Source organism: Thalassobaculum salexigens DSM 19539 (assembly GCF_000423805.1).
Taxonomy (GTDB): domain Bacteria; phylum Pseudomonadota; class Alphaproteobacteria; order Thalassobaculales; family Thalassobaculaceae; genus Thalassobaculum; species Thalassobaculum litoreum.
The window spans coordinates 415,148-438,708 of the sequence record NZ_AUIR01000012.1; the positions used below are offsets into that span (position 1 = coordinate 415,148).

Genomic DNA, 23,561 nt, shown 5'->3' on the forward strand with positions numbered 1-23,561 from the left:
GCCCATGCATAAGGTCATCGTTGTCGGCCGCGGATTGATCGGCAGCGCCGCGGGGCGGCATCTGGCCGGTCTGACCGACGGCGTCGCCCTGCTCGGCCCGGACGAGCCCAAGGACCGCGCCACCCATACCGGCGTCTTCGCCAGCCACTACGACGAGGGGCGGATGACCCGGACCGTCGATCCGGACCCGGTCTGGGCGGTGACCGCCAAACGTTCCATCGACCGTTACGAGGAGATCGAGGCGGAAAGCGGCATCCGCTTCTTCACCCCGTCGGGCTATCTCGGGATCAGCGGTCCCGGTTCCGACTATCTCGACCGCTCGGAGGCCGCCGGCCGGCCGTTGGGCGCGCAGACCGGATGGCTCGACGCCGACGCGATCCGCCGGCGCTTCCCGTTCCTCAGCGTCGCCGATGACACGCGCGGCCTGCATGAGGGCGGCAAGGCCGGTCATCTGAGCCCGCGTGCCATGGTCGCCGCTCAATGCACCGCCGCCCAGAAGCGCGGCGCCACGATCATCGCAGACGAGGCCGCCGCCATCCGCCCGGTACCCGGCGGGGTCGAGGTCGAGACGGCTGCCGGCGCGGTCCACAGGGCCGAGCGGGTGCTGGTTGCCGCCGGCGCCTTCACCGGTGCCTGGGGCCTGAGCCCGGTCGACCTGAAGCTCCGGGTCTTCGGCCGCACCGTCACCCTGGCCCGGATCGAGGGCGATCTGATCGAGGAACTGGCAGCCATGCCGACCATGGGACACGCGGAGAGCGGCGCCTATATCCTGCCGCCGATCCGCTATCCCGACGGGCACCTGTACCTGAAGATCGGCATCGGCAGCACCGACGACGCCGACCTGCGCAACCGCGACGACTTCGCCCGCTGGTTCAAGAGCAGCGGGTCGGCCGACAACCGTCGGGACTTCCAAGACGTTCTCACCACCCTGATCCCCGGTCTCGCCCACGCCAGCCACTGGCACACGGATACCTGCGCCGTCGCCTGGACCGCCACCGGCTATCCGCATATCGACTGGGTCGAGGACGGCCGCGTCGCGGTCGCCGTGGGCGGCAACGGCAAGGGCGCGAAATCCGCCGACGACTGGGGCTGGCTCGCCGCCCGCCTGGTCGCCGGCGAGGATTGGGATCACCCGGTCTCCCGCGACAAACTCCGCCTGCCCGCCAAAGGCTGAGAGCGACACAGAAGCTTCACGAAACCGGCCTTGCCGCGTCGCCCGCGAGGCGATTACATGCGCGGCTTATGCGACTGCGGGGCCGCGGAATGAGTTATGATATCGCCATTGTCGGTGCCGGCATCCTCGGCCTCGCCCATGCGCTGGCCGCCGCCCGCCGCGGCAAGCGCGTGGTGGTGATCGAGCGCGATGCCTTCGCCACCGGCGCCTCCATCCGAAATTTCGGCTTCGTCACCGTGACCGGCCAGGAAGCCGGCGACTGCTGGACATTGGCCCGCCGCTCCCGCGACGTCTGGGCCGAGGTCGCGGCGGCGGCCAGGATCCCGGTGCTGCACGAGGGCCTGATCGTCACCGCCCGCCATCCCGAGGCCGAGGCGGTGATCGACGCCTTTCTGGAAACGGATATGGGGGCCGAGTGCCGGCGCCTGTCCCGAGAGGAGGCCCGCGCCCGCTGCCCCGCCCTGCGCCCCGACGGGGTCACCGCCGCGCTGTACTCACCGCACGAGCTGCGGGTCGAATCCCGCACCGCCATCGCCGCCCTGGCCCGCTGGCTGGCCGAGGCACATGGGGTGGATTTCCTGTGGTCGACGCTGGTCCATTCGGTCGAGACGCCCATGCTCGAGACCAGCCGGGGCCGGGTCGAGGCGGAGACCGTGGTCGTCTGCCCGGGCGACAACTTCCAGGGCCTGTTCGCCGACCGCATCGCCGCCTATGCCCCGACCCGGTGCAAGCTGCAGATGATGCGGGTGGTGCCGGAACGACCGGTGGCGCTGGGATCGGCGGTGATGTCGGACCACGGCCTCGCCCGCTACCATGGCTACGCCGACCTGCCCGAAGCAGCCGCCCTGAAGGAGCGGCTGGACCGCGAGCAGCCAGCCAAGCGGCAACACGGCATCCATCTAATTGTCGTGCAGTCTGAGGACGGCTCGCTGGTCGTCGGCGACACCCACGAATACGGCGAGACGCTCGACCCCTTCATCTCCGACGAGCTCAACGCCCTTGTCCTGGACGAGTTGGACAGCGTGCTCGACCTCGGCGCGCGGCGGGTGAGCGAGACCTGGATCGGCACCTATGCCAGCGCCGGCGATCGCTGGCGCTTCACCGACGCGCCGGACGACGCCACCCGGGTGGTGATGGTCACGGCCGGCTGCGGCGCGTCCACCGCCTTCGGCATCGGCGAGGAAACCATCCACACCCTGTTCGGGAGCGTGACGGAATGAGCAAGTTCAAGGCGGTGGTCTTCGACTGGGCCGGAACGACGATCGATTTCGGCTCCTTCGCGCCGATGGGCGTCTTCGTCGAGGCCTTTAAGCGCTTCGGCATCGAGACCAGCATCGAGGACGCCCGCGGCCCGATGGGCGCGCCGAAATGGCACCATATCGACGCCATGATGAAGCTGCCCTCCGTGGCCGACCAATGGACCGCCAAATACGGTCGCGCCCCGCAGAAGACCGACGTGGACGAGGTCTACGCTGTCTTCGTGCCGATGAACGAGGAGGTGGTGGCCGACTACGCCACGCTGGTGCCGGGCACCAAAGATGTCGTGGACTGGCTGCGCGGCCGGGGCATGAAGATCGGTTCGACCACCGGCTATACCCGCTCGATCATGGAACGGGTCCTGCCGCTCGCCGCCGAGCAGGGCTATGCGCCGGACAGCCTGGTCTGCGCCGACGACCTGCCGGAGGGCCGGCCGGGGCCTCTCATGATGTACAAATGCTTCGTCGACCTGGTGGTCTACCCGCCCAGCGCGGTCATCAAGGTGGACGACACCGAACCGGGCATCGCCGAGGGCGTCGCCGCCGGCTGCGTGACCGTCGGCGTGACCCTGTCCGGAAACGCGGTGGGCAAGACGCCGGAGGACCTGGCCGCGATGTCTGAGGCGGAGATCGCCCCGCTACGCGCCAAGGCGACCGAGCTGCTCACCGCGGCCGGCGCCGACCATGTCATCGACACCATCGCCGACCTCCCCGCCCTGATCGAGCGGCTGGAGGCTCAGGCGGAGAAATAGCCCGCGAGGTTGGCGCGGATGCGGTCCAGCGGCGTGACGCCGGAGACGTCCGGCACGAAGCTCTGCCCGGTGATCGCCTCGAAGGCCTCCACATAGACGTTGGCCGTGCGGTCGACCAACTCCTTCGGGATCTCCGGAATGTCATCGTTGTAGGGATCGCAGCGGGCGTCGACCCAGGCGCGGATGACATCCTTGTCGAAAGACGGCGGCCGGCTCCCTTCCGCGAACGCCGTCTCGTATCCCTCGGCCAGCCAGAAGCGGGAGCTGTCCGGCGTGTGGATCTCGTCCGCCAGCACGATCGCCCCGTCCGCGTCGGTGCCGAACTCGTACTTCGTATCCGCCAGGATCAGCCCGCGGGCTGCGGCCATTTCCTGTCCTCGCGCGAACAGGGCCAGGGCGATGGACGACACGCTCTCCCACTGCGCTTCCGTGAGAAGACCCTGGGACAGGATCTCGTCGGCGGTCAGCGGCGCGTCATGGCCACCGTCGAACGCCTTGGTCGTCGGGGTGATGATCGGGGTCGGCAGCCTGGCGTTGTCGCGCAGGCCGTCGGGGAAGCTGTGCCCGTAGATCACCCGCTCGCCCTTCTTGTAGCGGGTCAGGATGGACGTGCTGGTCGTGCCCGCCAGATAGCCGCGCACGACGATCTCCACCGGCAGGATCCGAACCTTCTGGGCGATCACCACATTGGGGTCGGGGTATTCAAGCACATGGTTGCGGCAGATATCCGCCGTGTGCTCGAACCAGTAGCGCGCCATCTGGGTCAGCACCTGCCCCTTGAACGGAATCGCGGCGAGGATCCTGTCGAAGGCAGAGATCCGGTCCGAGGCGATCAGGATACGCCGGCCGTCGGGCAGGTCGTAGCAGTCCCGGACCTTGCCGAAATACGGATTGCTGAGCTCGGGAATGCGGGCGTGGTCAAGCACGCGATCAGGAAGGGTCATCGACGGAGGTCCCAGGGTGAACGCACGTGTTTGCCAGACCGGCTAACACAGTCGGAGCCGGATGTCGCGCTACCGCTTGCCGTCCGCCGTGGCGATCGCCCCGTAGAGCTCCGGCCTTCGGTCGCGGAACACGCCCCAGCCGAGCCGGCGGGCGCGTACCGCGTCCAGGTCGAAACTGGCGGTGATCACCGCATCGTCGGCCCCTTGCGCATCGGCAACCACCGCCCCGGTCTCGTCGGCGATGAAGGAGGTGCCGTAGAAGGTGATCTCCGAGGTCTGACCGATCTCGCGGCCGACCCGGTTGCTGGCGATCAGCGGCGTCAGGTTGGCCCCGGCATGGCCCTGCATCACCCGGCGCCAATGGGCCGAGCTGTCGAGCGGCGGGGCCGGCGGCGGCTCGCTGCCGATGGCGGTCGGATAGAACAGGAGCTCGGCGCCCTGCAGCGCCATGGCCCGGGCGGATTCCGGGAACCACTGGTCCCAGCAGATCGCGCAGCCGAGCCTGCCATAGGCGGTGTCCCAGACCCGGAAGCCGGTATCGCCGGGCGTGAAGTAGAACTTCTCCTGATAGCCCGGCCCGTCGGGGATATGCGCCTTGCGGTACAGGTCCAGCACCGCGCCGTCGGCATCGATCATCACCAGGCTGTTGAAGTGGGCGTTGTGCGCCGCCTCGAAGAAACTGAAGGGCAGCACCACCGACAGCTCGCGGGCCAGATCGGCGAAGCGGGCGATCACCGGATTGCCCTCCACCGGACGGGCGAGGCCGAAGAAGGCCGCGTCCTGGTCCTTGCAGAAATACGGGGTCTCGAACAGTTCCTGCAGCAGAATGACCTGCGCCCCCTCGCCGGCGGCGCGGCGCACCAGCGCCTCGGCCCGGTCGAGGTTGCTCGCGGCATCGGCGCCACAGGACATCTGCGTCGCCGCGACGGTAACGGACCGGGTCATCTCAGCGTCCGTAGCGCACGACAACCTGGCGGTCGCCGCCACGCGGGACCGGGCCGTTCACAACCGGTTTCTGGCCGAGATGCGCGCGGCGCGCGCGGGCCACATCCTCGCTGTCGAGCTTCATCAGGTCGATGGCGATGAGGCTGGCGAAGGCCGCCATGATCTTCTCGATAAGGAGCACGCGACCCTCCCTGGGCCAGTGACAGCAACGGCCAGCATGGTAAGCTGTGCGCCGCACAACGCCAAGCTGAACCCCTGTACATTTCTGGTCCCATGACGCTCGAAACCGTTCGGTCCAAACCCGCAGGCCTACCATCCACAGACCTTCCCCCGATCGTTTTCATTCCCGCTAGGGACGAGGATATCGACCGTCTGGTCGACCTCAAGGTGGCGGTGATGCGCGGCCAGCTGGAGCGTCTGGGCCGCTACACGCCGGAGCGGGCGCGCGAGAAGTTCGTCGCGCGGTTCAGCCCCGAACGCACGCGGCTGATCGACCTGGACGGTCGCTTCGCCGGATGCGTGACCGTCACCGACCACGGCGCGCATGTGGAGATCGAGCACCTGTACCTGATGCCGGCGTGCCACGGCAGCGGGCTCGGCAGCCGGATCATGGGCGTGCTGATGGACGAGGCCCGCGCATTGGGCAAGCCGATCCGGCTCACCGTGCTGAACGGCAGCCCGGCCAACCGGTTCTATCAACGCCTCGGCTTCGTGGAGACCGAACGCGACCCGATCGACATCCAGTATTTCTGGACGCCGTAACACTTCGCTCAGAGCTCGGCCGTCTCCGGCTCCTTCACTTTCGCGCGCGTCTCCTTCAGCCCGCAGAACCGGTCGAACGCCTCCCAGAGCTGGTCGCGGATCGGGTCGATCTCGCCCAGGATCTCATGCTCGGCCTCGGGGATTCGGAGTCCGACTCCATGCGGCAGGCGTTGGATCGCCCGCTTGGTCGCCACGTTGTCGACGATCCGGTCGCGGCCGGCCAGGACGACGAGGATCGGCGCGCGGATCGACTCGAACCAGCCGGGCCGGTGGGTGAGCTGAATCGATCGCCATGCCGCCCGGGCCCAGCCGAAGGTCGGATCGGCCACCGCCAGATCCGGATTCTCCGCGATCAGCCGGTGGGCCCGGTCGAAGCGAACCGGGTCGGTGGTCAGCTTGTTGCCTTCGAACTGGCGGCGGCGGGGACCGTAGGGACTGCCGCCGAAAACGTAGCGTCCGGACATGCCCACCGTGCAGAACACCGCCAGGAGGCTGCCGATGGACGGCTTCAGCGCAGCCACCCCGATCATCGGTGCGATCGCCACGCCCCGCTTCACCCGCTCGGGATGACGCCGGCAGTACCAGATGGCCAGATGGCCACCCATGGAATGCCCGACGACCGTCAGCGGACCGACATCGTCGAGGCCCGCATCAGCGATCACCGCGTCGAGATCGGCCAGATGGGTGTCGAAACTGTCCACATGTCCCTTGGAGCGGTCGGGCAGGTAGCGTGCCGACAGGCCCTGGCCGCGCCAGTCCAGGCACAGCACGCCGAAGCCGCGCGCCCGCAGGTCGGCCGCCGTTTCCAGGTGCTTCTCGATGAATTCGGTATAGCCGGGCAGGAACACGCACCAGCCGGCCGGCCCGGCCGGGCCGAACACGGCGTATCTGAGGTGCATTCCGTCGGGTCTATCCAGCCATCTGGTCTCGCCGCCTGCCTCTTCGATCGTATCCGGTATGCTCACCTTTCCAGAACCACTCCACATGTTGCCGTCCAGGAGAGATATACAGGATCCTCCCAGGTAAAGGCGCGTCGCGTGACCCGGTCCAGGTTCGCGCTGGAAACCTTCATCAGCGGCAGGTCCGGGGAAATCCGGACATGATAGACCGAGGTCTCGCCTAGATAGGTAACTTCTTCGACCATTCCAGACACGGTATTAGCGTCTGCCTCGCCGGTCGGTTCCTTGGTGATGTCGATCTTTTCCGGCCGCAGCGCCACCCAGGCGGTGCTGCCGACCGGCGGTGCGACTTCGTGCTCCATCTCGATCGGCGTGGCGATGCCGGGGCAGGCCAGCCGCACCCGGCCGTTCGACGCGCTCTCGATCCGGCCCTCGATCATGTTCACCGAGCCGATGAAATCGGCGACGAAGCGGCTGGACGGGAATTCGTAGAGCTCCGCCGGCGGGGCGATCTGCTGCACCTGGCCCTGATTCATCACCGCGATCCGGCCGGCCATGGACAGCGCCTCGGACTGGTCGTGGGTAACGATGACAAAGGTGATGCCGACGGTCTCCTGCAGGTTGACCAGCTCCAGACGCATCGCCTCGCGCAGCTTGGCGTCCAGTGCGGAGAGCGGCTCGTCCAGCAGCAGCACCTTCGGCCGCTTCACCAGCGCCCGGGCCAGGGCCACGCGCTGGCGCTGGCCGCCGGAAAGCTGGTCCGGCCGGCGCGCGGCGAATCCGTCGAGCTTGACCAGCGCCAGGGCCTCCTCGGCCCGCCGCCGGATCTCGTCGCGGGGCACCCCGTCGATCCGCAGCCCGTAGCCCACATTGTCCAGCACCGACATGTGCGGGAACACGGCATAGGACTGGAACACCATGTTGACCGGGCGCTTGTTGGCCGGGACCAGGGACATGTCCTGGCCGTCGATCCGGATCGTGCCTTCGCTCGGCAGCTCCAGCCCGGCCAGCATGCGCAGCAGCGTGGTCTTGCCGCAGCCGGACGGTCCCAGCAGCGCGAAGAACTCGCCCCGGCCGATCTTCAGGTCGACATCCTCGACGGCGGAGAAGGATCCGAACCGCTTGCACAGGCCGGAGATCTCGATGATCGGCGCATCGTTCCCCGCGATAGGGGCGGCTCCGCTGGTGCTCATGACTTGTCCTTCTCCTGTCGGAACTGCATCCACAGGGCGATGCCCGTCAACACCACGGTCAGTAAGATCAGAACGGTCGAGGCGGCATTCACCTCCGGCGTCACCGAGAACCGCACCATCGAGTAGACCTTGACCGGGAAGGTTACCGTGTCCGGGCCGGAGGTGAAGAAGGTGATGACGAAATCGTCCAGCGACAGGGTGAAGGCCAGCAGCGCGCCGGCCACCAGGCCCGGGCGCATGAACGGCACCATCACGTCCCAGAACACCCGCCACTCACTGGCCCCCAGATCCTGGGCCGCCTCGGCCAACTCCTGGTTGAAGCCGGCCAGTCGGGCGCGCACCACCACGGCGACGAAGGGGAAGCTGAACGACACATGGGCGATGATGATGGCCGACAGGGAGAACGGCCAGGGCAGCCCGCTCGGCCAGCCGACCTTGGCGAAGAACGCCAGCATCGCCACGCCCATGCAGATCTCCGGGATGACGATCGGCAGGGCCATCGCCCCCTCGTACCCCGCCTTGAACGGGAAGCGGAACCGCCAGAGCAGCAGCGCGGTCAGCGCGCCCAGGACCGTCGCGATCAACGTCGACAGCAGGGCGATCGCCAGCGAGTTGACGAAGGCCTCGATCAGCTCCGAATTGCCCAGGGCCTTCTCGTAGTATTTCAGGGTGAAGCCGCGCCACACGATGTTGCGGCGGCTGTCGTTGAAGCTGAACGCCACCAGGGTGACGATCGGCGCGTAGAGGAAGATGAAGGTCGCCAGCAGGGTCAGACGCATCCAGGTGCGTCGCGTGTATTCCAGCGGGCCGACCGGTGTGCGCGCCATGGTCAGATCCCTCCCCGGCCGCGCGACACCACCGCCCTCAGGGCCAGGGCGGCGAAGGTCAGGTACATCAGCAGGAACGACAGCGCCGCGCCGAACGGCCAGTCATTGGCACTCTTGAACTGGCGCTCGATCACGTTGGCGATCATCTGGCTGTCGGTGCCGCCCAGCAGGTCCGGGGTCAGGAACGAGCCCAGCGCCGGAATGAACACCAGGATCGCGCCGGAGACGATGCCCGGCATCGACAGCGGCACGACCACCGTCAGGAACGCCCGCCACTGGGAGGCGCCCAGGTCGAGCGCCGCCTCGATCAGCGACCGGTCGAGTTTCTCAAGGGCGGCGTAGAGCGGCAGCACCATGAAGGGCAGGTGGACATAGACCAGCCCGATGATCACGGCGGTGTTGTTGTACAGCAGCTCCAGCGGCTCGAACCGCTCGCCCAGGAGCTGGTACGACCCGAGCCCGAGCAGCGACAGCAGGGTGTTCGACTGGTCCCAGAACCATTCCAGGGTGAAGTTGGCGAAGCCCCGCACCCGCAGCACGGCGATCAGGGCGTAGGTGCGGATCAGCAGGTTGGTCCAGAACGGCAGGATCACCAGCAGCAGCAGAACCGGCCGCCAGCGCGGCGGGGCGAAGACGATCGCCAGCGCCACTGGAAAGCCGACGATGAGCGACACCACCATCGTCAATCCGGCGAACACCACCGACTTGCCGAAGACCCCTAGATAGAGCGGGTCGAGGGCGCGGGCATAGTTGTCGAGAGTGCCCGTGACCTCCATGTCGACCAGGCCGCGCAGCTCGGCGAAGCTGTACAGCCAGACGATCGCCAGAGGCACCAGGAAGAAGACGACGAGCCAGACGGTCGGCCCGAGGCCGATCAGCCAGAATGCGGATCGACCCCGCCGCCAGTTCTCCACCGCGTCCCCCGCGCCTGCCTACTGTCGACTCAGGCCGCGCCGATCTTGGTCCAGAGACGGTCGACGAGCTGGGTGTAGTCCGTCCCCTGGTAGATCGCGGTCTCCGAATTGCGGATGACCTCGTCGGTCGGGAAGATCGCCGGATTGTTCCTGTATTCGTCCGACATCAGCGCCTTGGCCGCCGCGTTCGGCGTGGCGTACTGGATGAAGTCGGCGATCGCCGCCCCCGCCTTGGCGTCGAGCAGGAAGTTGATGAAGGCGTGAGCGTTCTCCGGATGCGGCGCGCCGGTGGGGATGCACAGCGTGTCCTCCCACAGCAGCCCGCCTTCCTTCGGCACGACGTAGGAGATGTCGTCGTCCTCGGCCATCACCTGCAGGATGTCGCCATTCCACTCCATGGTCAGGTCGACCTCGCCCGACAGCAGCAGGTCCTGCCCGTTATCCTCGGCGAAGACCTTGATGTTCGGCTTCTGCTTGATGAGCATGTCGGCGACCTTCTCGAGCACCGCCGGATCGCTCTCGTTCAGTGGGTAGCCGAGATACTTGCAGCCGACCTGAAGCACCGTGCTCGGCGCCGCCAGCAGAGCGATCTTGCCGGCGTATTTGTCGCTGTCGTACAGCACCTTCCAGCTATCCGGCACCGCGTCCACGCGGCTCTTGCGGTAGCCGATGCCGATCGAGCCCCACATGTAGGGCAGCGAATAGGTCCGGCCCGGATCGAAGGCCGGGTTCAGGAAGGCCGGATCGACGTTCTTGATGTTCGGGATCTTGGAATGGTCCAGCTTGACCAGCATGTCGGCAGAGATCATGCGCTCGACATAGTCGTTGGTCGGCACGATGACGTCGTAGCCCGGATTGCCGGCCTTCAGCTTGGCGAACAGCTCGTCATTGTCGGCGAACAGATCCATGTTCACCGACACGCCCGTCGCGTCGCTGAAATCGTCGAGCGTCGTCTCGCCGATATAGGTGTCCCAGTTGTAGAAGTTGAGGACCTTCTCCTCGGCGGCGAAGCCCTTGCCGGAGAATGTCAGACCGGCCGCCACCGCGCCGGTTCCCGCGAGAAACGAGCGGCGGGAGACGCCGGACGGGATCTGCCGGGTTAGGTTGCGCTTGGTCATCAAAGCCCCCTGTTTTGATATGGCACCTTGTGCGGTGCACAACATTAGATCGGATTCAACGGCGCCTGCCGGGGAGTGTCAATGGCGCTGAACGCCTAAGCTGGAGATTGCGTACCAGCGGAAAATCTCGATTTTCGGTTTCCTTTTTACCAATCGTCTGAATAGTGAGCGCCGAATTGGGGATGAGCCAGGGTCGTCTACATGGAACTTCTTCAGCCGCTGATTACCAATATCGGGCTGCTGGCCCTTGCGGCCCTGGTCTACTCCGCCACACGGGGACTGAGCGACGGCATCAATCCCCTCACCCGCTCGCTGATCCTCGGGATCGCCCTTGGCGCCGCCTCGGCCCTTGTGATGCTGTTCCCGATCGAATTCGCGCCGGGCATGATCTTCGACGCGCGCGCCAGCCCCATCCTTCTTTCCGGCATTCTGGGCGGCCCCGTGACCGCTTTGGTCGCGGCGATCCCGCCCATGGCGCTGCGCGCCTGGATCGGCGGTGTCGGCGCCCCCACGGGGGTCATCGCCATGGTGGTCTATGCCCTGTGCAGCACGATCGCCTGGTATGTGATGCAGCGCCGGCGGTTCGACCGTCCAATGCTGGCGCTGCTGGCCTACGCGGTGGTGAGCACGCTGGTCTGTCTGCCGACCATGCTGCTGCTCCCCAGCCTGGATCTGGCGCTGACGATCATGACCACGTTCGGTCCGGTCCTGCTCTTCGCGAATGCCGCGGGCGTCGCCATCTTCGGCCTGCTGATCTCCGTCGAAAACCGCCGTCGCGAGATCGTCGCGTCGCTGAAGGAGAGCGAGACCGCCGCGCAGGAAGCCCTGCAAGTGCGCAACCGCTTCATCGCGATGATGAGCCATGAAGTGCGCACCCCGCTGAACGCCATTCTCGGCTTCGCCCAGCTCCTGCGCAGCGACGCATCCGTCCAGAGCCGGGCCGAACAGGTGGACCGGCTCAGTGTGGCCGCCAAGACCCTGCTGCGCATGATCGACGACATTCTCCACGCTTCCCAGATCCAGGGCGTAAAGGAGGAAGCGGTCGTCGCGCCATGCTCTCTGCCCAAGCTCATCGACGACGCCATGGGCGAGTTCCGGACCGAGGCCGCGCTGAAGGGTATCGATCTGAAGGTTGCCGGCGACGGCATTGCCAATTTGATCGTCACGGTCGACGGACCGCGCCTGCAGCGATGTCTGGTCAATATCCTGTCGAACTCGGTGAAGTTCACCGAGCAGGGACATGTGACGGTGGCGGCCGTGATCGACGCCGCCGCCCAGGGCGAGGTGCTGCGGCTGACGGTGACCGATACCGGCACCGGCATGGACGAGGATCGCCTCGCCGTGATCTTCGAGCCTTTCGAGCGGATCGGCACCACGTCCATATCGGGCAATGGCTTGGGCATGGCGATCGTCCATGCGGGCGTGGAGGTCATGGGCGGGACGGTGCACATCACATCCGCGCCGGGTGCCGGCACCACCGTGACGCTGGAGATCCCGACCACGACCCACGGCCCCGCGGAGAGCCCCGCCCTCCCGGTCGGGACGCCGAAGGACTACACGCTCAGAAAGACAGCGCCGCGGATCCTTGTTGTCGACGATATCGAGATCAACAGCGACGTCGCCTGCGCGCTTCTGGAGACGATCGGCTGCGAGACGGCCACGGCGGCCAACGGGGCCGACGCAATGGCGGCCGTCCGCGCCGGCGGCTTCGACGCCGTGCTCATGGATATCGAGATGCCGGTGATGGACGGCATCGAGGCGACGCGGCGCCTGCGTGCTCCGGACACCCCCGAGCCCGCACGCTCGATTCCGATCATCGCGCTGACCGCCTATGTGTCGCGGGACGATATGAGCGCCTGCCTGGATGCCGGCATGAACGGCTATCTGGCCAAGCCGGTCGATAAGGAGGCGCTCTACGATGCCCTCGCCCGAGTGGGTGTCCTGCAGGTCCAGGCGGCACAGGATGCAACGCCGGCGGCGGACAACCGCCCGAGCGGCGAGCCGATCTTCAGCCAGGAACGCTTTGACTCCCTGACGAAGTTGATCCCCGGGGAAACCCTGGCGATGGTGCTGCAGCAGGCGGCGTCAGAAATCACCGTTCTGGGTGCGAAGGTGGGCGAGCCGTCCGCCGACCAGGAGGAAAAACGCCAGGCGCTGCACAAGCTGGTCTCGATCGCCGGCAATATCGGCCTGCTCCGCCTCAGCGGTTTGAGCCGGCGGTACCAGGAAACCATCCGCGCGGGGACGCCCTTCGTAGAGGAGAATGCCAGGGAGGTCGCGACGGTCATCGAACCGTCCTTGGCGAAGCTCGCCGAACTCCAGTCAAAGGGTCCGGAGTCAGTCTGATCCGCATGCCTATCGAACGACAGATCCTGCTTCTGGAAGACGACTTGATCCAGACGATGCTGTTCCGCGCGGCGGTCGACGGCGTTCTGGGAGCCGTGATGAACTTCACCGATGTGTCGGATGCCTTCACGATCATGCAGCGATCCCGGATCGACCTCTGCGTGGTCGATCTCGGGATCTTCACCCATCCGGGCGTGTTTCATGAGGAAGGCGGCAACCGGTTCATAACCCAGGTGCGAAGAGACGTGAGCAGGACCACACCGATCATCGTCGCCACCAGCGGCCGCAAGCCGGAGAGCCTGATCGCCAGCTTCCGCGCCGGTGCGGACGATTACGTCCTCAAGGACGAAGGCCTCAACAAGGTGATAGATCGGATCCGGATCTGGATCAGCGAACTGCCGATCCAGGAGCACCAGCTCGACGCAAAGCGCGCGCGAATCCTCAAGTTCCTGGAGAATGCCCAGAAGAACAAGCTCGACCTGCCGGAATGACCCGCGAGAGTCACCGGCCGACCGCGCCCGACCTCACACCGCCAGGTTGACGAAGGATCCGCGCCCGGTGGTATCGCCGGTGACCGCCGCGATCTGTGCCGCAACGATTGCCTGCGACGCCTCGTCCTCGACCGCCCCGCCATCGGACGTGCCGCCCGCCGCTTGCTCGGGCTCCGGCTCGGAGCGGGCACGGACCTCGTCGGCGAACTGGCGTCTCGCCTCGGTGCGAATCTCTTCCCGCCGGGCTTCGGACAGGGCCTTGCGGACCTCGTGAAGTTCCTCCGTCGCCCGACCGGCGACATCGACCAGCGCAACGCCGGAGCGCAACCCGCTGCCGAGCGCAATCGATCCGCGCGCGCCGAAGGGAAGCCCCTCGGCCCTTTGCGGTGTCGCCGCCCCGACCGGGGTCAACGACGCAAATGTAGATTGGATCATGATTAACGTACTCCCTCTCCCACCCTTAGGATGATGGTTAAGGAAACGTTAATCAAGCCAGTTTTAACTGCATTCTATTCAACTTTTCGTCGCTAGAATTCAGATACTGGCGCCGGAAATCAGATATCGGCGTACGTTCTGTCCAGACAGAGCTTCAGCGTCGACACCAGCCGGTCGATCTCGGGTCGGGTGATCACCAGCGGCGGCGAACAGACCATGGCGTCGCGCACCGCCCGCATCACCAGATTGTTGGCGAAACAGTGATCGCGGCAGATGGTGCCGACCCGGCCGATCGGGTCGAAGAAGACCGGCCCGTCCTTGTCCTTCACCAGTTCCAGGGCGCCGATCATACCGACGCCGCGCACCTCGCCGACCAGCGGATGATCGGCCAGCGACCGCAAACCGTCCTGAAGATACGGTCCGGTGTCGCTGCGGGCGCGCTCGACAAGGCCCTCCGCCTCGATGATCCGCAGGTTCTCCAGCGCTACCGCACAGGCCACCGGGTGCCCCGAATAGGTGAAGCCGTGATAGAACTCGCCGCCCTCCTCGATCAGGGTCTTGGCCACCCGCTCGCCGACCATGACGGCCGAGATCGGCGCGTAGCCGGAGGACAGGCCCTTGGCCAGGGTCATCATATCGGGCTGCAGGTCGAAGGTCTGGCTGGCGAACCAGTTGCCGGTGCGCCCGAAGCCGGTGATGACCTCGTCGACGATGAACAGGATGTCGTGGTTGCGGCAGATCCGCTGGATTTCCGGGAAATAGCTCGCCGGCGGGATGATCACGCCGCCCGCCCCCTGGATCGGCTCGGCGATGAACGCGGCGATGGTGTCGGCCCCCAGTTCCTGGATGCGGTCCTCCAGCGCCTGGGCGGCGGCGATGCCGAACTCCTCCTCGGTCATGTTGCCGCCGTCGCGCACGAAATAGGGCGGGCGGATGTGGGAGAACCCGGGAAGCGGCATGTCCACCTGGGCATGCATCGCGGTCATGCCGCCCAGGCTGGTCGCGATCATGGTCGAGCCGTGATAGGCGAATTCCCGGCTGATGAGGGTCTTCTTGTTCGGCTTGCCGCGGAGCTGCCAGAAATGCCGGACCATGCGCACGATCGTGTCGTTCGCCTCGGAGCCGGAATTGGCGAAGAAGGCATAGTTCAGCCCGTCGGGCGTCAGCTCCGCCAGCTTGGCCGCCAGCTCGGTCGCCGGCACGTTCGTGGTCTTGAAGAAGGTGTTGTAATACGGCAGCGCCATCATTTGCCGCGACGCCGCCTCGGCCAACTCCTTGCGGCCGTAGCCGACATTCACGCACCACAGGCCGGCCATCCCGTCTAGGATCTCGTTGCCCTTGGAGTCCCAGAGCAGGCTGCCTTCGGCCTTCACGATCACCCGGGTCCCCTCGGCGTTCAGCGCCTTGGTGTCGGTGAACGGGTGCCAGTGGTGGGCGGCGTCGAGGCTACGGATGCGATCGGTGTCAATAGCAGGGGCGGCGGTGCTCATCTTGTGCGGTCCGGCATGGAGAACGATCCCACGACTATACCGGCGCGCAGCGGAAAACGGCAGCATTCTGAAAAGAAAATGAAGCGCTTAACGGTTTGTTCACGTTCCCCCGTCATGGTGCGTCTCGGGCATGACGTGGGGCGCAGGGGATCAGCGATGACGTATGAGGACGGGCAGGAGCAGATGGACACGACCAACGCGCGGGCGATCGAGGCCCTGCGGGCCGCGGCTCTGGATTCCGGCCGGACTCAGATGTACGGCGAGGCGCTCGCCATGGTCCGCGAGGTTGCGGCGGAAACCGCCCGCATGGTCGCCGAGATCGAAGCCGAGCAGATCCGCGACGCCGCCTGATCCGGAAGATATTCCTGGGGCACGATCGGTTTAGAATGAACCGGTCGTGCCCTTTTCTTTTTCTGCCTACACGTTCAGCAGCAGGTATTGCCGCTCCCAGGCGCTGATGACCTGGAGATAAGCCTTCGATTCCTGCTCCTTGACCTGGGTCAGCACGTTGATGAAGCGCTGGCCGAGGATGTCGCGCAGGGGCTTCGAGCGGTTCAGGCGCAACAGCGCGTCCTCGAGATGCCGCGGCAGGTTGGCCGCCAGATTATAGGCGCTGCCCTCCACAGGCTTAGACGGGTCCAACTGCTCCACCAGGCCCAGATAGCCGCAGGCGAGCGACGCGGCGAAGGCCAGATACGGATTGGCGTCGGCCCCCGGCACCCGGTTCTCCACCCGCCGGCTTTCCGGCCGCGATACGGGCACCCGGAACCCGGTGGTGCGGTTGTCGACCCCCCAATGCACGTTCACCGGCGCGTCGGAATCCGGCACCAGACGGCGATACGAGTTCACATACGGCGCGAACAGCGCCATCGAGGGCGGCACGTATTTCTGCAGGCCGCCGATGAAGTTCAGGAAGAAGTCCGAGTTCTTCCCGTCCTTGCCGGCGAACAGGTTCTCGCCCGTCTCGCTGTCCACCACCGAGATGTGCATGTGCATGGAGCTGCCGGGCTCGTACTGCATCGGTTTGGCCATGAAGGTCGCGTAGATCTTATGGTCCAGGGCCGCCTGGCGCACCGTGCGCTTGAACAGGAAGGTCTGGTCGGCGAGCGACATCGCCTCGCCGTGGTTGAAGTTGATCTCCATCTGCGCCGCGCCGCTCTCATGGATCAGCGTATCGACGTCGATCTCCTGCGCCTCGCAATAGTCGTAGATATCCTCGAACAGCGGGTCGAACTCGTTCACCGCGTCGATGCCGTAGGCTTGGCGCGCGGTCTCCGGCCGCCCGGAGCGGCCGACTGGCGGCTCCAGCGGGTAGTCGGGATCCTCGTTCACCTTGACCAGGAAGAATTCCAGTTCCGGCGCGACGATCGGCGTCCAGCCCTTCTCGGCATACAGGTCCAGTACCCGGCGCAGGACGTGGCGGGCGGCGATGTCCACCGGGGTGCCGTCGAAGTAGAACGCGTCATGGATCACCTGGGCGGTCGGCTCCGCGTACCAGGGCACCATGCGGATGGTCTCGGCGACCGGGCGCAGGAACACGTCGCTGGCCCGCGGGTCGAGGTCGATCTCGTCGATATACTCGCCGGTCACCGTCTGGCCGAAGATCGATTCCGGCAGGCGCAGACCCTGATCCCGGGTGGCGCGCAGGAACTTCTGGGCCGGCAGGATCTTGCCGCGGGCGATGCCGGAGAGGTCGGAGACGAGACACTCCACCTCCGTGATCCGACGCTCGCGGATCCAGGCTTCGAGATCGACTGTCATGGGGAGCCTCGCGGATTGGACTTCCCAGTGAATACAACACTGTCCGACCGGCGGCAACGCCGGCCCGTCTACCCTTTGCCGGGCCGGTCGATGCGGCAGAGCACGCGCCAGACCACCGGCAGCAGCGCCGTCGCCACCGCGAAGATCACGAATTCGGCCTCCAGCCCCACCCCGATCGCCCAGCCATGCAGCGGCGGGCCGGAGGCGGCACCGAGCAGCAGCGTGCCGGCGATCCAGCGGCCGGTGACCTTCGCCCCGGTCGCGGCGATGCTGCCCTGCATCTGCGCCGACAGGGAGTTGAACGCGATCTGGAACAGGATCAGGAAGCCGAACAGGTACTGGATCTCCGCCGCCTTCGACATGCCGTAGCCGCCGACCGCGACCAGCACGCCGAGCACCGTCATCCGGAACACCGAGGAGCCCGGTTTGGAGAGTCGGGAGGCAGTGACCAGCCAGAGACCGGAGCCGACCTTGCAGGCCGCGAAGGCCCAGGCGGCCGAGGACAGATCCATCCCCCGCTCGACCGCCGAGAACAGGACATAGGCGACCAGCCCGGTCTGGCCGACGAACAGCACATAGGCGGCGACCAGCCCGGCCGCCATCTTCGCGGTGAAGCCGCCGGCGGCGGCGGCGTCGGTTGTGTGCTCGACCGGCGGAATCGGGGCGTAGAGGAGGTTGCCGACGGCCAGGACGGCGGCGATGGAGATGCCGAACCAGACGAGATAGGTGTCGTAGGATCCGGCCGCGCCGCTGATCTGGATCAGCCCGGTACTGGCGCCGGCGAGGACCAGGACCACGCCGAGCCGCAGGGTAAAGGCGAGCGACGGTGTGGCGAAATGGGCGGCGGAAACGGTTCCCAGAAACAGCAGCATGCCGCAGCACAGGCCGACGGCGAACCAGCCGCCGAGAAGCGCGAAGAACCCGTCCGAGCCCGACAGGACGAGCCCCGCCAGCAGGGCCAGGGAGATCGCGCCGGCCCACAGACGCGATATGGCGGTTACCTTCAGCAGCGGAAGGCCGATGGAGGACGCCAACTGGCCGATCAGCATGGCCGAGGCGATCAGACCCGCCGTCTCCGGCGAGGCCGAGGTACCGGCGACCACCGCGGTGATGGTCACCGGCAGCAGGTGGGTGGGCAGCGACCCCGCGGCGGAAATCAGGCTGGCGCCGACCAGATGGCGCGGGCGTCCGGCCGGAACGGTGCCGTCAACGGCTGCGGAGGTCATATCCGGCTCCCTCCGCAACGGGGCAGACCCATGGGACCGTCAGACCGGCCAAGACTTCTGAAAACCCTCATGGCGCGCCCTCCCCCGCACTCCGCTAGCGCCATGATGGTAGCGCCCTCCCCACCGGGGAAATGCGAGTTTCCTCACAAACGGCCGTCGGGAGAGCGGGTTTTCAGGCGCCCCGAAATGAGAAGTCGAAGGCGTCGCCGTGGCGCACGAAATGGCCGATCGAGGGCGAGCGGAAATGCGCGGAACAGATCAGCGTGTCGGTCTCGCAATACTTGTCCATGGTGGCCACCCGCGTTGCCTTGGCCTGCTCGCGGTCGAAGTCCGGAGCCGCCACGAGATCGGGATGCCGGCATTGCAGCGGCGAATGGATCATGTCGCCGATCAGCAGCGCGTCGGCCCCGTTGGAGGTCAGATGGACCGCGAAATGGTCCGGCGAATGCCCGGGCGTCGGCTCCAGGTGCAGAAAGTCGTCGAAGGCATGGTCGCTGGTCACCTCGACCACGCGCCCGGCTTCCACCACCGGCAGGACGCTGTCGACGATATGCGGCAGCGGGGTCTCGGCGTTGCGCGCGGTCCAGTGCGCCAGTTCTTTGGCCGAGAACACGTACTTCGCGTTCGGGAAGGTCGGAACCCAGCGGCCGTCGAGAAGCCGGGTGTTCCAGCCTACGTGATCGGGGTGCAGGTGGGTGCACATGACGTAGTCGATATCCTCCACGCTCAGCCCGGCTTTGGCCAACGCGTCGACATACGTCGTGTCGGTCTTCTGGTGCCAGTTCGGCCGGGTCGGCCGGTCCTTGTGATTGCCGACGCAGGTATCGACCAGAATAGTGTGCTTGCCGGTGCGAATCACGTAGGACTGCATCGGGAAGATGAACAGACCGGTGGCCGGATCCAGGCTCAGCGGCTCAAGCCACGACCGGTTGGCCTCCAGGATCTCTGGCGTCAGGGTCGGCAGGAAGGTGAAGGGATCGAAGCCCGGCAGTTCCTGTTCGAGGATCCGGTCGACCCGAAGGTCGCCGACGGCGAAGCTGAGCGTCATGGGGTCCTCCCGCATCGGTTGGTCAGCGGCAGTGTCGGCCGGGCGGAGCGGATGGCGCAAGATCGCATTCCACAGGACCTTCGCGCCATGGTATGAGCGGTAAACCTTTTGAGTGTCTCATAATCATGTCCTCTTCCCGACCGACCTCCGTGCCTTCGCCCAAGATCGCGACCGAATTCCTCGAGGCCCATCCCGAAGTGGCCACAATCGACGTCCTGCTGCCCGACCTGTCCGGGGTCGTGCGCGGCAAGCGCATCGGCCGCGATCAGCTCGAGGGCACGTTCAAAGAGGGCGCGGCCTTCCCTGCTTCGGTTTTCGGCACCGACGTTACCGGCGACAGCGTGGATTCCAGCGGCCTGGTCTGGGAGCTCGGCGACGCCGACTATCCGTGCTGGCCGGTGGCGGGGTCGCTGGTTCAGGTCCCCTGGACCGCGCGCCCCTCGGCCCAGGTCATGCTCACCATGGCGGAGCCGGACGGCACGCCGTTCTACGCCGATCCGCGCGTCGTGCTGCAGCGGGTCGCCCAGCGTTATGCCGACAAGGGCTGGCGGCCGGTCGTGGCTCTGGAGCTGGAATTCTACCTGATCGACAAGACCCGCGAGGCGCACCTGCCGCCGAGCCCGGCGATCAGCCCGGTGACCGGCTCGCGCCAGTCCACCACCCAGGTCTACGGGCTGGACGAACTCGACGATTTCGAGGCGGTGCTGGACGACGTGGCCAATGCCTGCCAGCTCCAGGGCATTCCGGCGATGGCGGCCTCGGCCGAATACGCGCCGGGCCAGTTCGAGATCAACCTGACCCATGTGGACGACCCGGTGCAGGCGGCCGACCACGCCGTGATGCTGAAGCGGGTGGTCAAGGGTGTGGCCCGCGCCCACGGCATGAACGCGACCTTCATGGCCAAGCCGTTCGGCGACGAGACGGGCAACGGCCTGCACATGCATGTCAGCGTGCTGGACAAGGACGGCAACAACATCTTCGCCAGCGAGGAGGATCCGGAACACGGCTCTCCCCTGCTGCGCCACGCGGTCGGTGGGCTGTGCCAGACGATGAACGACTGCATGGCCCTGTTCGCGCCGACCGCCAACGCCTACCGCCGCATCCGGCCGAACGCCTATGTGCCGCTCTCGGCCTGCTGGGGCTACAACAACCGGACCTGCGCCTTCCGGGTGCCCGCCTCCTCGCCCGACGGGGTGCGGATCGAGCATCGGGTGGCCGGGGCCGACGCCAACCCCTACCTCGCCGGCGCCGCCATCCTGGCCGCCATCCTGCACGGCATCGAGACCGAGGCCGAAGCGCCGCCGCCGGTCGATGGCAACGCCTACGAATCCCAGGAGCCGTCGGTGCCCAAAACCTGGGCGGAATCGCTCGAACTGTTCGAGAAGAGCGACTTCATCGCCGAGTGGCTGGGCGAGGGCTTCCAGCGGGTCTTCCACGCGGTGAAGGAGAGTGAGCGCCGGGATTTCGAATCCGAGGTCACGCCGCTGGAATGGGCCTGGTACCTGAAGACCGTGTGATGCTGGCTATGTGGCGATGACCGAGGCCCTCACCTGGTATCACGCGACCGCCGCCGCCCCTGAGCGGCCACGCCTGATCGGCGACCGGTCGTGTGATGTGTGCGTGATTGGCGGCGGGCTGTCCGGCGTGTCCACCGCCCTGCACTGCGCGGAACGGGGCCTCGACACGGTACTGCTGGAGGCCGAAACCATCGGCTATGGCGCGTCGGGCCGCAACGGCGGACAGGTGCTCCAGAGCCTCAGCGCCGATGTCTCGGTGGTCGAGCGCCAGGTCGGCAAGGACGGGGCCCGCACCTTCTTCAACATGGCGCGCGAAGCGGTCGACGACATGAAGGACCGGGTCGCTCGCCACGCGCCCGACGCGGATCTGCGCTTCGGCTACCTGCACGCCACCCTTAACGAGCGGCAGTTGGAGGAGATGCGCGGGGTCTGCGAGGCGTGGCACGCCTGGGGTTATACCGGTCCGAAGATCATCCAGGGCTCCGACGTTCGGGAATGGATCGGTAGCGACCGCTACACGGGTGCGATGGTCGACCCGGAGAGCGGGCAGATCCATCCGCTGCGCTACCTGTACGGCCTCGCCCGCGCGGCGGAGACGGCCGGGGCCACGCTGTTCGAGCACAGCCTCGTGCGCGATGTCGAAGGAACGGTGGTCCGCACGGCCGGCGGTGCCGTCACCGCCAAGCATGTCGTCTATTGCGGGAATGCCTATCTCGGGCCGCTGCAGCCCAAGCTGCGCTCCAAGATCATGCCGGTCGCCTCCTTCATCGCCGTGACCGAGCCGCTGAGCGAGGGTCTGGCGACTAAGCTCTTCCCGCAGGACGTGGCGGTGGCCGACTGCAACGTGGCGCTCGACTACTTCCGCCTGACCGACGATCGCCGTCTGCTGTTCGGCGCCGGGGCCAGCTATTCCGCGATCACCCCACCGGGGTTGGAGCGCTGGATGCGAGGCAAGATCGGCCGCGTGTTTCCCGACCTGTCCGATGTGCGGATCGACCATCTGTGGGGCGGGTTGATCGGCATCACCCTCAACCGGGTCCCCGATATCGGGCGGACGGCTCCAGACGTATTCCATGCCCAGGGCTTTTCCGGACAAGGCGTGGTGCTCACCGGCCTCGCCGGCAAGATCATCGCCGAGGCGATCACCGGCGACGACAGCCGTCTTAAGCTGTTCGAGAAGATCCGCCACCTGCCCTTCCCCGGCGGCCCGCTGAAGACGCCGGCCCTGGTGGCCGGGATGACATGGGCGAAGCTGCGGGATTGGATCGGGGTCTAACAGATCGCGGCCCTTCGACACGCCGCCGGATCAAGCCCGGGAGTTGCTACAGCCGCAGTGCCTCTTCGGCCGGGGTGAACGGCAGGCCGTGGGCGTCGGCGACCGCCTTGTAGGTCACGCGGCCCTCGTGGACGTTCAGCCCCTCCTTCAGATACGCGTTGTCGTACAGCGCCTGGCGCCAGCCCTTGTCGGCAAGCGACAGGGTGAACGGCAGGGTCGCGTTGTTCAGCGCGAAGGTGGAGGTGCGCGCCACGCCGCCGGGCATGTTGGCGACGCAGTAATGCACCACCTCGTCGACGATATAGGTCGGCTCCGCATGGGTGGTCGGCTTCGAGGTCTCGAAACAGCCGCCCTGGTCGATCGCCACATCGACGAGGACCGAGCCGCGCTTCATCCGCGAGACCATGTCGCGGGAGATCAGCTTCGGCGCGGCCGCACCCGGCACCAGCACCGCGCCGATCACCAGATCGGCCTGCATCACATACTCTTCCACCGCGTCGCGGGTCGAAAAGATGGTGTTCAGGGTGGCGCCGAACTGCATGTCGAGTTCGTAGAGCCGGTGCAGCGACATGTCGAAGATCGTGACCTTGGCCTCAAGCCCCATGGCCATGCGCGCCGCGTTGGTGCCGACCACGCCGCCGCCGAGGATGACCACGTTGGCGGCCGCCACGCCCGGCACCCCGCCGAGTAGCATGCCGTTGCCGCCCTGCGCCTTCTCCAGGCAATGGGCGCCGGCCTGGATCGACATCCGGCCCGCCACCTCGCTCATCGGCGCCAGCAGCGGCAGGCGGCCATGGGCATCGGTCACCGTCTCGTAGGCGATGGCGATGCAACCGCTGTCGATCAGCCCCTTGGTCTGCTCCAGATCCGGGGCAAGGTGGAGATAGGTGAACAGAATCTGACCGGGGCGCAGCCGGGCGATCTCCACCGGCTGGGGTTCCTTGACCTTCACGATCATGTCGGCGGTGGCGAACACCTCCTCCGGCGTCGACAGGATGGTGGCGCCGGCCGCCTCGTAACGGTCGTCGTCCAGGCCGATGCCGTAACCGGCATGGGTCTCGACGACCACCTCGTGACCATGGGCGACGAGTTCGCGGACGCTGGAAGGCACGAGGCCCACCCGGTATTCGTGATTCTTGATTTCTTTCGGAACGCCGATGCGCATGGGTGCCTCCTGAACTGGCGAG

The 23,561-nt window shown here is 66.7% G+C and carries 23 protein-coding genes; 9 read left to right on the plus strand and 14 right to left on the minus strand.

The window, feature by feature from the left end:
- The first annotated feature begins 4 nt into the window (after nucleotides 1-4).
- The 3 genes from G578_RS24275 to phnX all read left to right on the plus strand — a co-directional run bounded on the left by G578_RS24275 (nucleotide 5) and on the right by phnX (nucleotide 3,182).
- A complete protein-coding gene (locus G578_RS24275) occupies nucleotides 5-1,174 on the plus strand; it encodes an NAD(P)/FAD-dependent oxidoreductase (protein ID WP_051243608.1) in 1,170 nt (389 codons plus the stop codon).
- A gap of 89 nt (nucleotides 1,175-1,263) precedes the next feature.
- A complete protein-coding gene (locus G578_RS0101920) occupies nucleotides 1,264-2,394 on the plus strand; it encodes a TIGR03364 family FAD-dependent oxidoreductase (protein WP_028792809.1) in 1,131 nt (376 codons plus the stop codon).
- On the plus strand, nucleotides 2,391-3,182 hold the full coding sequence (gene phnX, locus G578_RS0101925; RefSeq protein WP_028792810.1) for a phosphonoacetaldehyde hydrolase: 792 nt from the start codon (nucleotides 2,391-2,393) through the stop codon (nucleotides 3,180-3,182). Before G578_RS0101920 ends, phnX begins: the two co-directional genes overlap by 4 nt.
- Here the strand turns inward: phnX and G578_RS0101930 are convergent.
- The 3 genes from G578_RS0101930 to G578_RS0101940 form a co-directional block, all read right to left on the minus strand.
- Nucleotides 3,167-4,126: a phosphoribosylaminoimidazolesuccinocarboxamide synthase gene (locus G578_RS0101930; protein ID WP_028792811.1), complete on the minus strand. Its 960-nt coding sequence runs from the start codon at nucleotides 4,124-4,126 to the stop codon at nucleotides 3,167-3,169. The genes phnX and G578_RS0101930 overlap by 16 nt on opposite strands.
- Before the next feature lie 69 nt (nucleotides 4,127-4,195).
- The gene (aguB, locus tag G578_RS0101935; RefSeq protein WP_028792812.1) at nucleotides 4,196-5,071 is read right to left on the minus strand and encodes an N-carbamoylputrescine amidase; all 876 of its coding nucleotides are present in this window, start codon (nucleotides 5,069-5,071) and stop codon (nucleotides 4,196-4,198) included.
- Nucleotide 5,072: 1 nt separating this feature from the next.
- The gene (locus tag G578_RS0101940) at nucleotides 5,073-5,252 is read right to left on the minus strand and encodes a hypothetical protein (RefSeq protein WP_028792813.1); all 180 of its coding nucleotides are present in this window, start codon (nucleotides 5,250-5,252) and stop codon (nucleotides 5,073-5,075) included.
- 215 nt (nucleotides 5,253-5,467) lie between these two features.
- Between G578_RS0101940 and G578_RS24280 the strand changes: the two genes are divergently transcribed.
- Nucleotides 5,468-5,833, plus strand: a complete 366-nt coding sequence (locus G578_RS24280; RefSeq protein WP_051243611.1) for a GNAT family N-acetyltransferase — start codon at nucleotides 5,468-5,470, stop codon at nucleotides 5,831-5,833.
- A gap of 8 nt (nucleotides 5,834-5,841) precedes the next feature.
- Here G578_RS24280 and G578_RS24285 read toward each other — a convergent pair whose 3' ends face one another.
- The 5 genes from G578_RS24285 to G578_RS0101970 form a co-directional block, all read right to left on the minus strand.
- Nucleotides 5,842-6,732, minus strand: a complete 891-nt coding sequence (locus G578_RS24285) for an alpha/beta fold hydrolase (protein WP_051243614.1) — start codon at nucleotides 6,730-6,732, stop codon at nucleotides 5,842-5,844.
- Nucleotides 6,733-6,794: 62 nt separating this feature from the next.
- The gene (locus G578_RS0101955) at nucleotides 6,795-7,925 is read right to left on the minus strand and encodes an ABC transporter ATP-binding protein (RefSeq protein WP_051243617.1); all 1,131 of its coding nucleotides are present in this window, start codon (nucleotides 7,923-7,925) and stop codon (nucleotides 6,795-6,797) included.
- Nucleotides 7,922-8,752 (minus strand): ABC transporter permease, encoded by an 831-nt coding sequence (locus G578_RS0101960; RefSeq protein WP_038013042.1) that lies wholly within the window; start codon nucleotides 8,750-8,752, stop codon nucleotides 7,922-7,924. The genes G578_RS0101955 and G578_RS0101960 overlap by 4 nt, the downstream gene beginning before the upstream one ends.
- Before the next feature lie 2 nt (nucleotides 8,753-8,754).
- Nucleotides 8,755-9,666 carry an ABC transporter permease gene (locus G578_RS0101965; protein WP_028792816.1) on the minus strand — a complete coding sequence of 304 codons (912 nt, stop codon included), beginning with the start codon at nucleotides 9,664-9,666 and terminating at the stop codon, nucleotides 8,755-8,757.
- A 29-nt stretch (nucleotides 9,667-9,695) separates the two neighbouring features.
- Nucleotides 9,696-10,784: an ABC transporter substrate-binding protein gene (locus G578_RS0101970; RefSeq protein WP_038013044.1), complete on the minus strand. Its 1,089-nt coding sequence runs from the start codon at nucleotides 10,782-10,784 to the stop codon at nucleotides 9,696-9,698.
- Between the two features lie 201 nt (nucleotides 10,785-10,985).
- Here G578_RS0101970 and G578_RS0101975 point away from each other — a divergent pair, with 201 nt between their 5' ends.
- Nucleotides 10,986-13,130, plus strand: coding sequence for a response regulator (locus G578_RS0101975; RefSeq protein ID WP_028792818.1), 2,145 nt, complete (start codon nucleotides 10,986-10,988; stop codon nucleotides 13,128-13,130).
- Between the two features lie 5 nt (nucleotides 13,131-13,135).
- On the plus strand, nucleotides 13,136-13,621 hold the full coding sequence (locus tag G578_RS0101980; RefSeq protein WP_028792819.1) for a response regulator: 486 nt from the start codon (nucleotides 13,136-13,138) through the stop codon (nucleotides 13,619-13,621).
- A gap of 33 nt (nucleotides 13,622-13,654) precedes the next feature.
- Here the strand turns inward: G578_RS0101980 and G578_RS0101985 are convergent, their stop codons facing one another.
- The gene (locus tag G578_RS0101985) at nucleotides 13,655-14,056 is read right to left on the minus strand and encodes a hypothetical protein (protein WP_156907168.1); all 402 of its coding nucleotides are present in this window, start codon (nucleotides 14,054-14,056) and stop codon (nucleotides 13,655-13,657) included.
- A gap of 119 nt (nucleotides 14,057-14,175) precedes the next feature.
- Complete coding sequence (locus tag G578_RS0101990) at nucleotides 14,176-15,546, minus strand: aspartate aminotransferase family protein (RefSeq protein WP_051243620.1); 1,371 nt, start codon at nucleotides 15,544-15,546, stop codon at nucleotides 14,176-14,178.
- Nucleotides 15,547-15,702: 156 nt separating this feature from the next.
- Between G578_RS0101990 and G578_RS0101995 the strand changes: the two genes are divergently transcribed.
- A complete protein-coding gene (locus G578_RS0101995; RefSeq protein ID WP_028792822.1) occupies nucleotides 15,703-15,897 on the plus strand; it encodes a hypothetical protein in 195 nt (64 codons plus the stop codon).
- Nucleotides 15,898-15,963: 66 nt separating this feature from the next.
- Here G578_RS0101995 and G578_RS0102000 read toward each other — a convergent pair whose 3' ends face one another.
- From G578_RS0102000 to G578_RS0102010, 3 genes are all read right to left on the minus strand, one after another.
- Nucleotides 15,964-17,307 (minus strand): glutamine synthetase family protein, encoded by a 1,344-nt coding sequence (locus G578_RS0102000; RefSeq protein ID WP_028792823.1) that lies wholly within the window; start codon nucleotides 17,305-17,307, stop codon nucleotides 15,964-15,966.
- A gap of 68 nt (nucleotides 17,308-17,375) precedes the next feature.
- Entirely contained in the window at nucleotides 17,376-18,533 is a 1,158-nt protein-coding gene (locus tag G578_RS28070; protein ID WP_028792824.1) for a hypothetical protein, read from the minus strand.
- Nucleotides 18,534-18,705: 172 nt separating this feature from the next.
- The gene (locus tag G578_RS0102010; RefSeq protein ID WP_028792825.1) at nucleotides 18,706-19,581 is read right to left on the minus strand and encodes an MBL fold metallo-hydrolase; all 876 of its coding nucleotides are present in this window, start codon (nucleotides 19,579-19,581) and stop codon (nucleotides 18,706-18,708) included.
- A 149-nt stretch (nucleotides 19,582-19,730) separates the two neighbouring features.
- Between G578_RS0102010 and G578_RS0102015 the strand changes: the two genes are divergently transcribed.
- Together G578_RS0102015 and G578_RS0102020 are read left to right on the plus strand one after the other, a co-directional pair.
- Nucleotides 19,731-21,098: a glutamine synthetase family protein gene (locus G578_RS0102015; RefSeq protein WP_028792826.1), complete on the plus strand. Its 1,368-nt coding sequence runs from the start codon at nucleotides 19,731-19,733 to the stop codon at nucleotides 21,096-21,098.
- 16 nt (nucleotides 21,099-21,114) lie between these two features.
- Nucleotides 21,115-22,374, plus strand: a complete 1,260-nt coding sequence (locus G578_RS0102020) for an NAD(P)/FAD-dependent oxidoreductase (protein WP_038013053.1) — start codon at nucleotides 21,115-21,117, stop codon at nucleotides 22,372-22,374.
- Between the two features lie 46 nt (nucleotides 22,375-22,420).
- On the opposite strand, the gene ald is transcribed toward G578_RS0102020, so the two are convergent.
- The gene (ald, locus tag G578_RS0102025) at nucleotides 22,421-23,539 is read right to left on the minus strand and encodes an alanine dehydrogenase (protein ID WP_028792828.1); all 1,119 of its coding nucleotides are present in this window, start codon (nucleotides 23,537-23,539) and stop codon (nucleotides 22,421-22,423) included.
- Nucleotides 23,540-23,561: the final 22 nt, after the last annotated feature.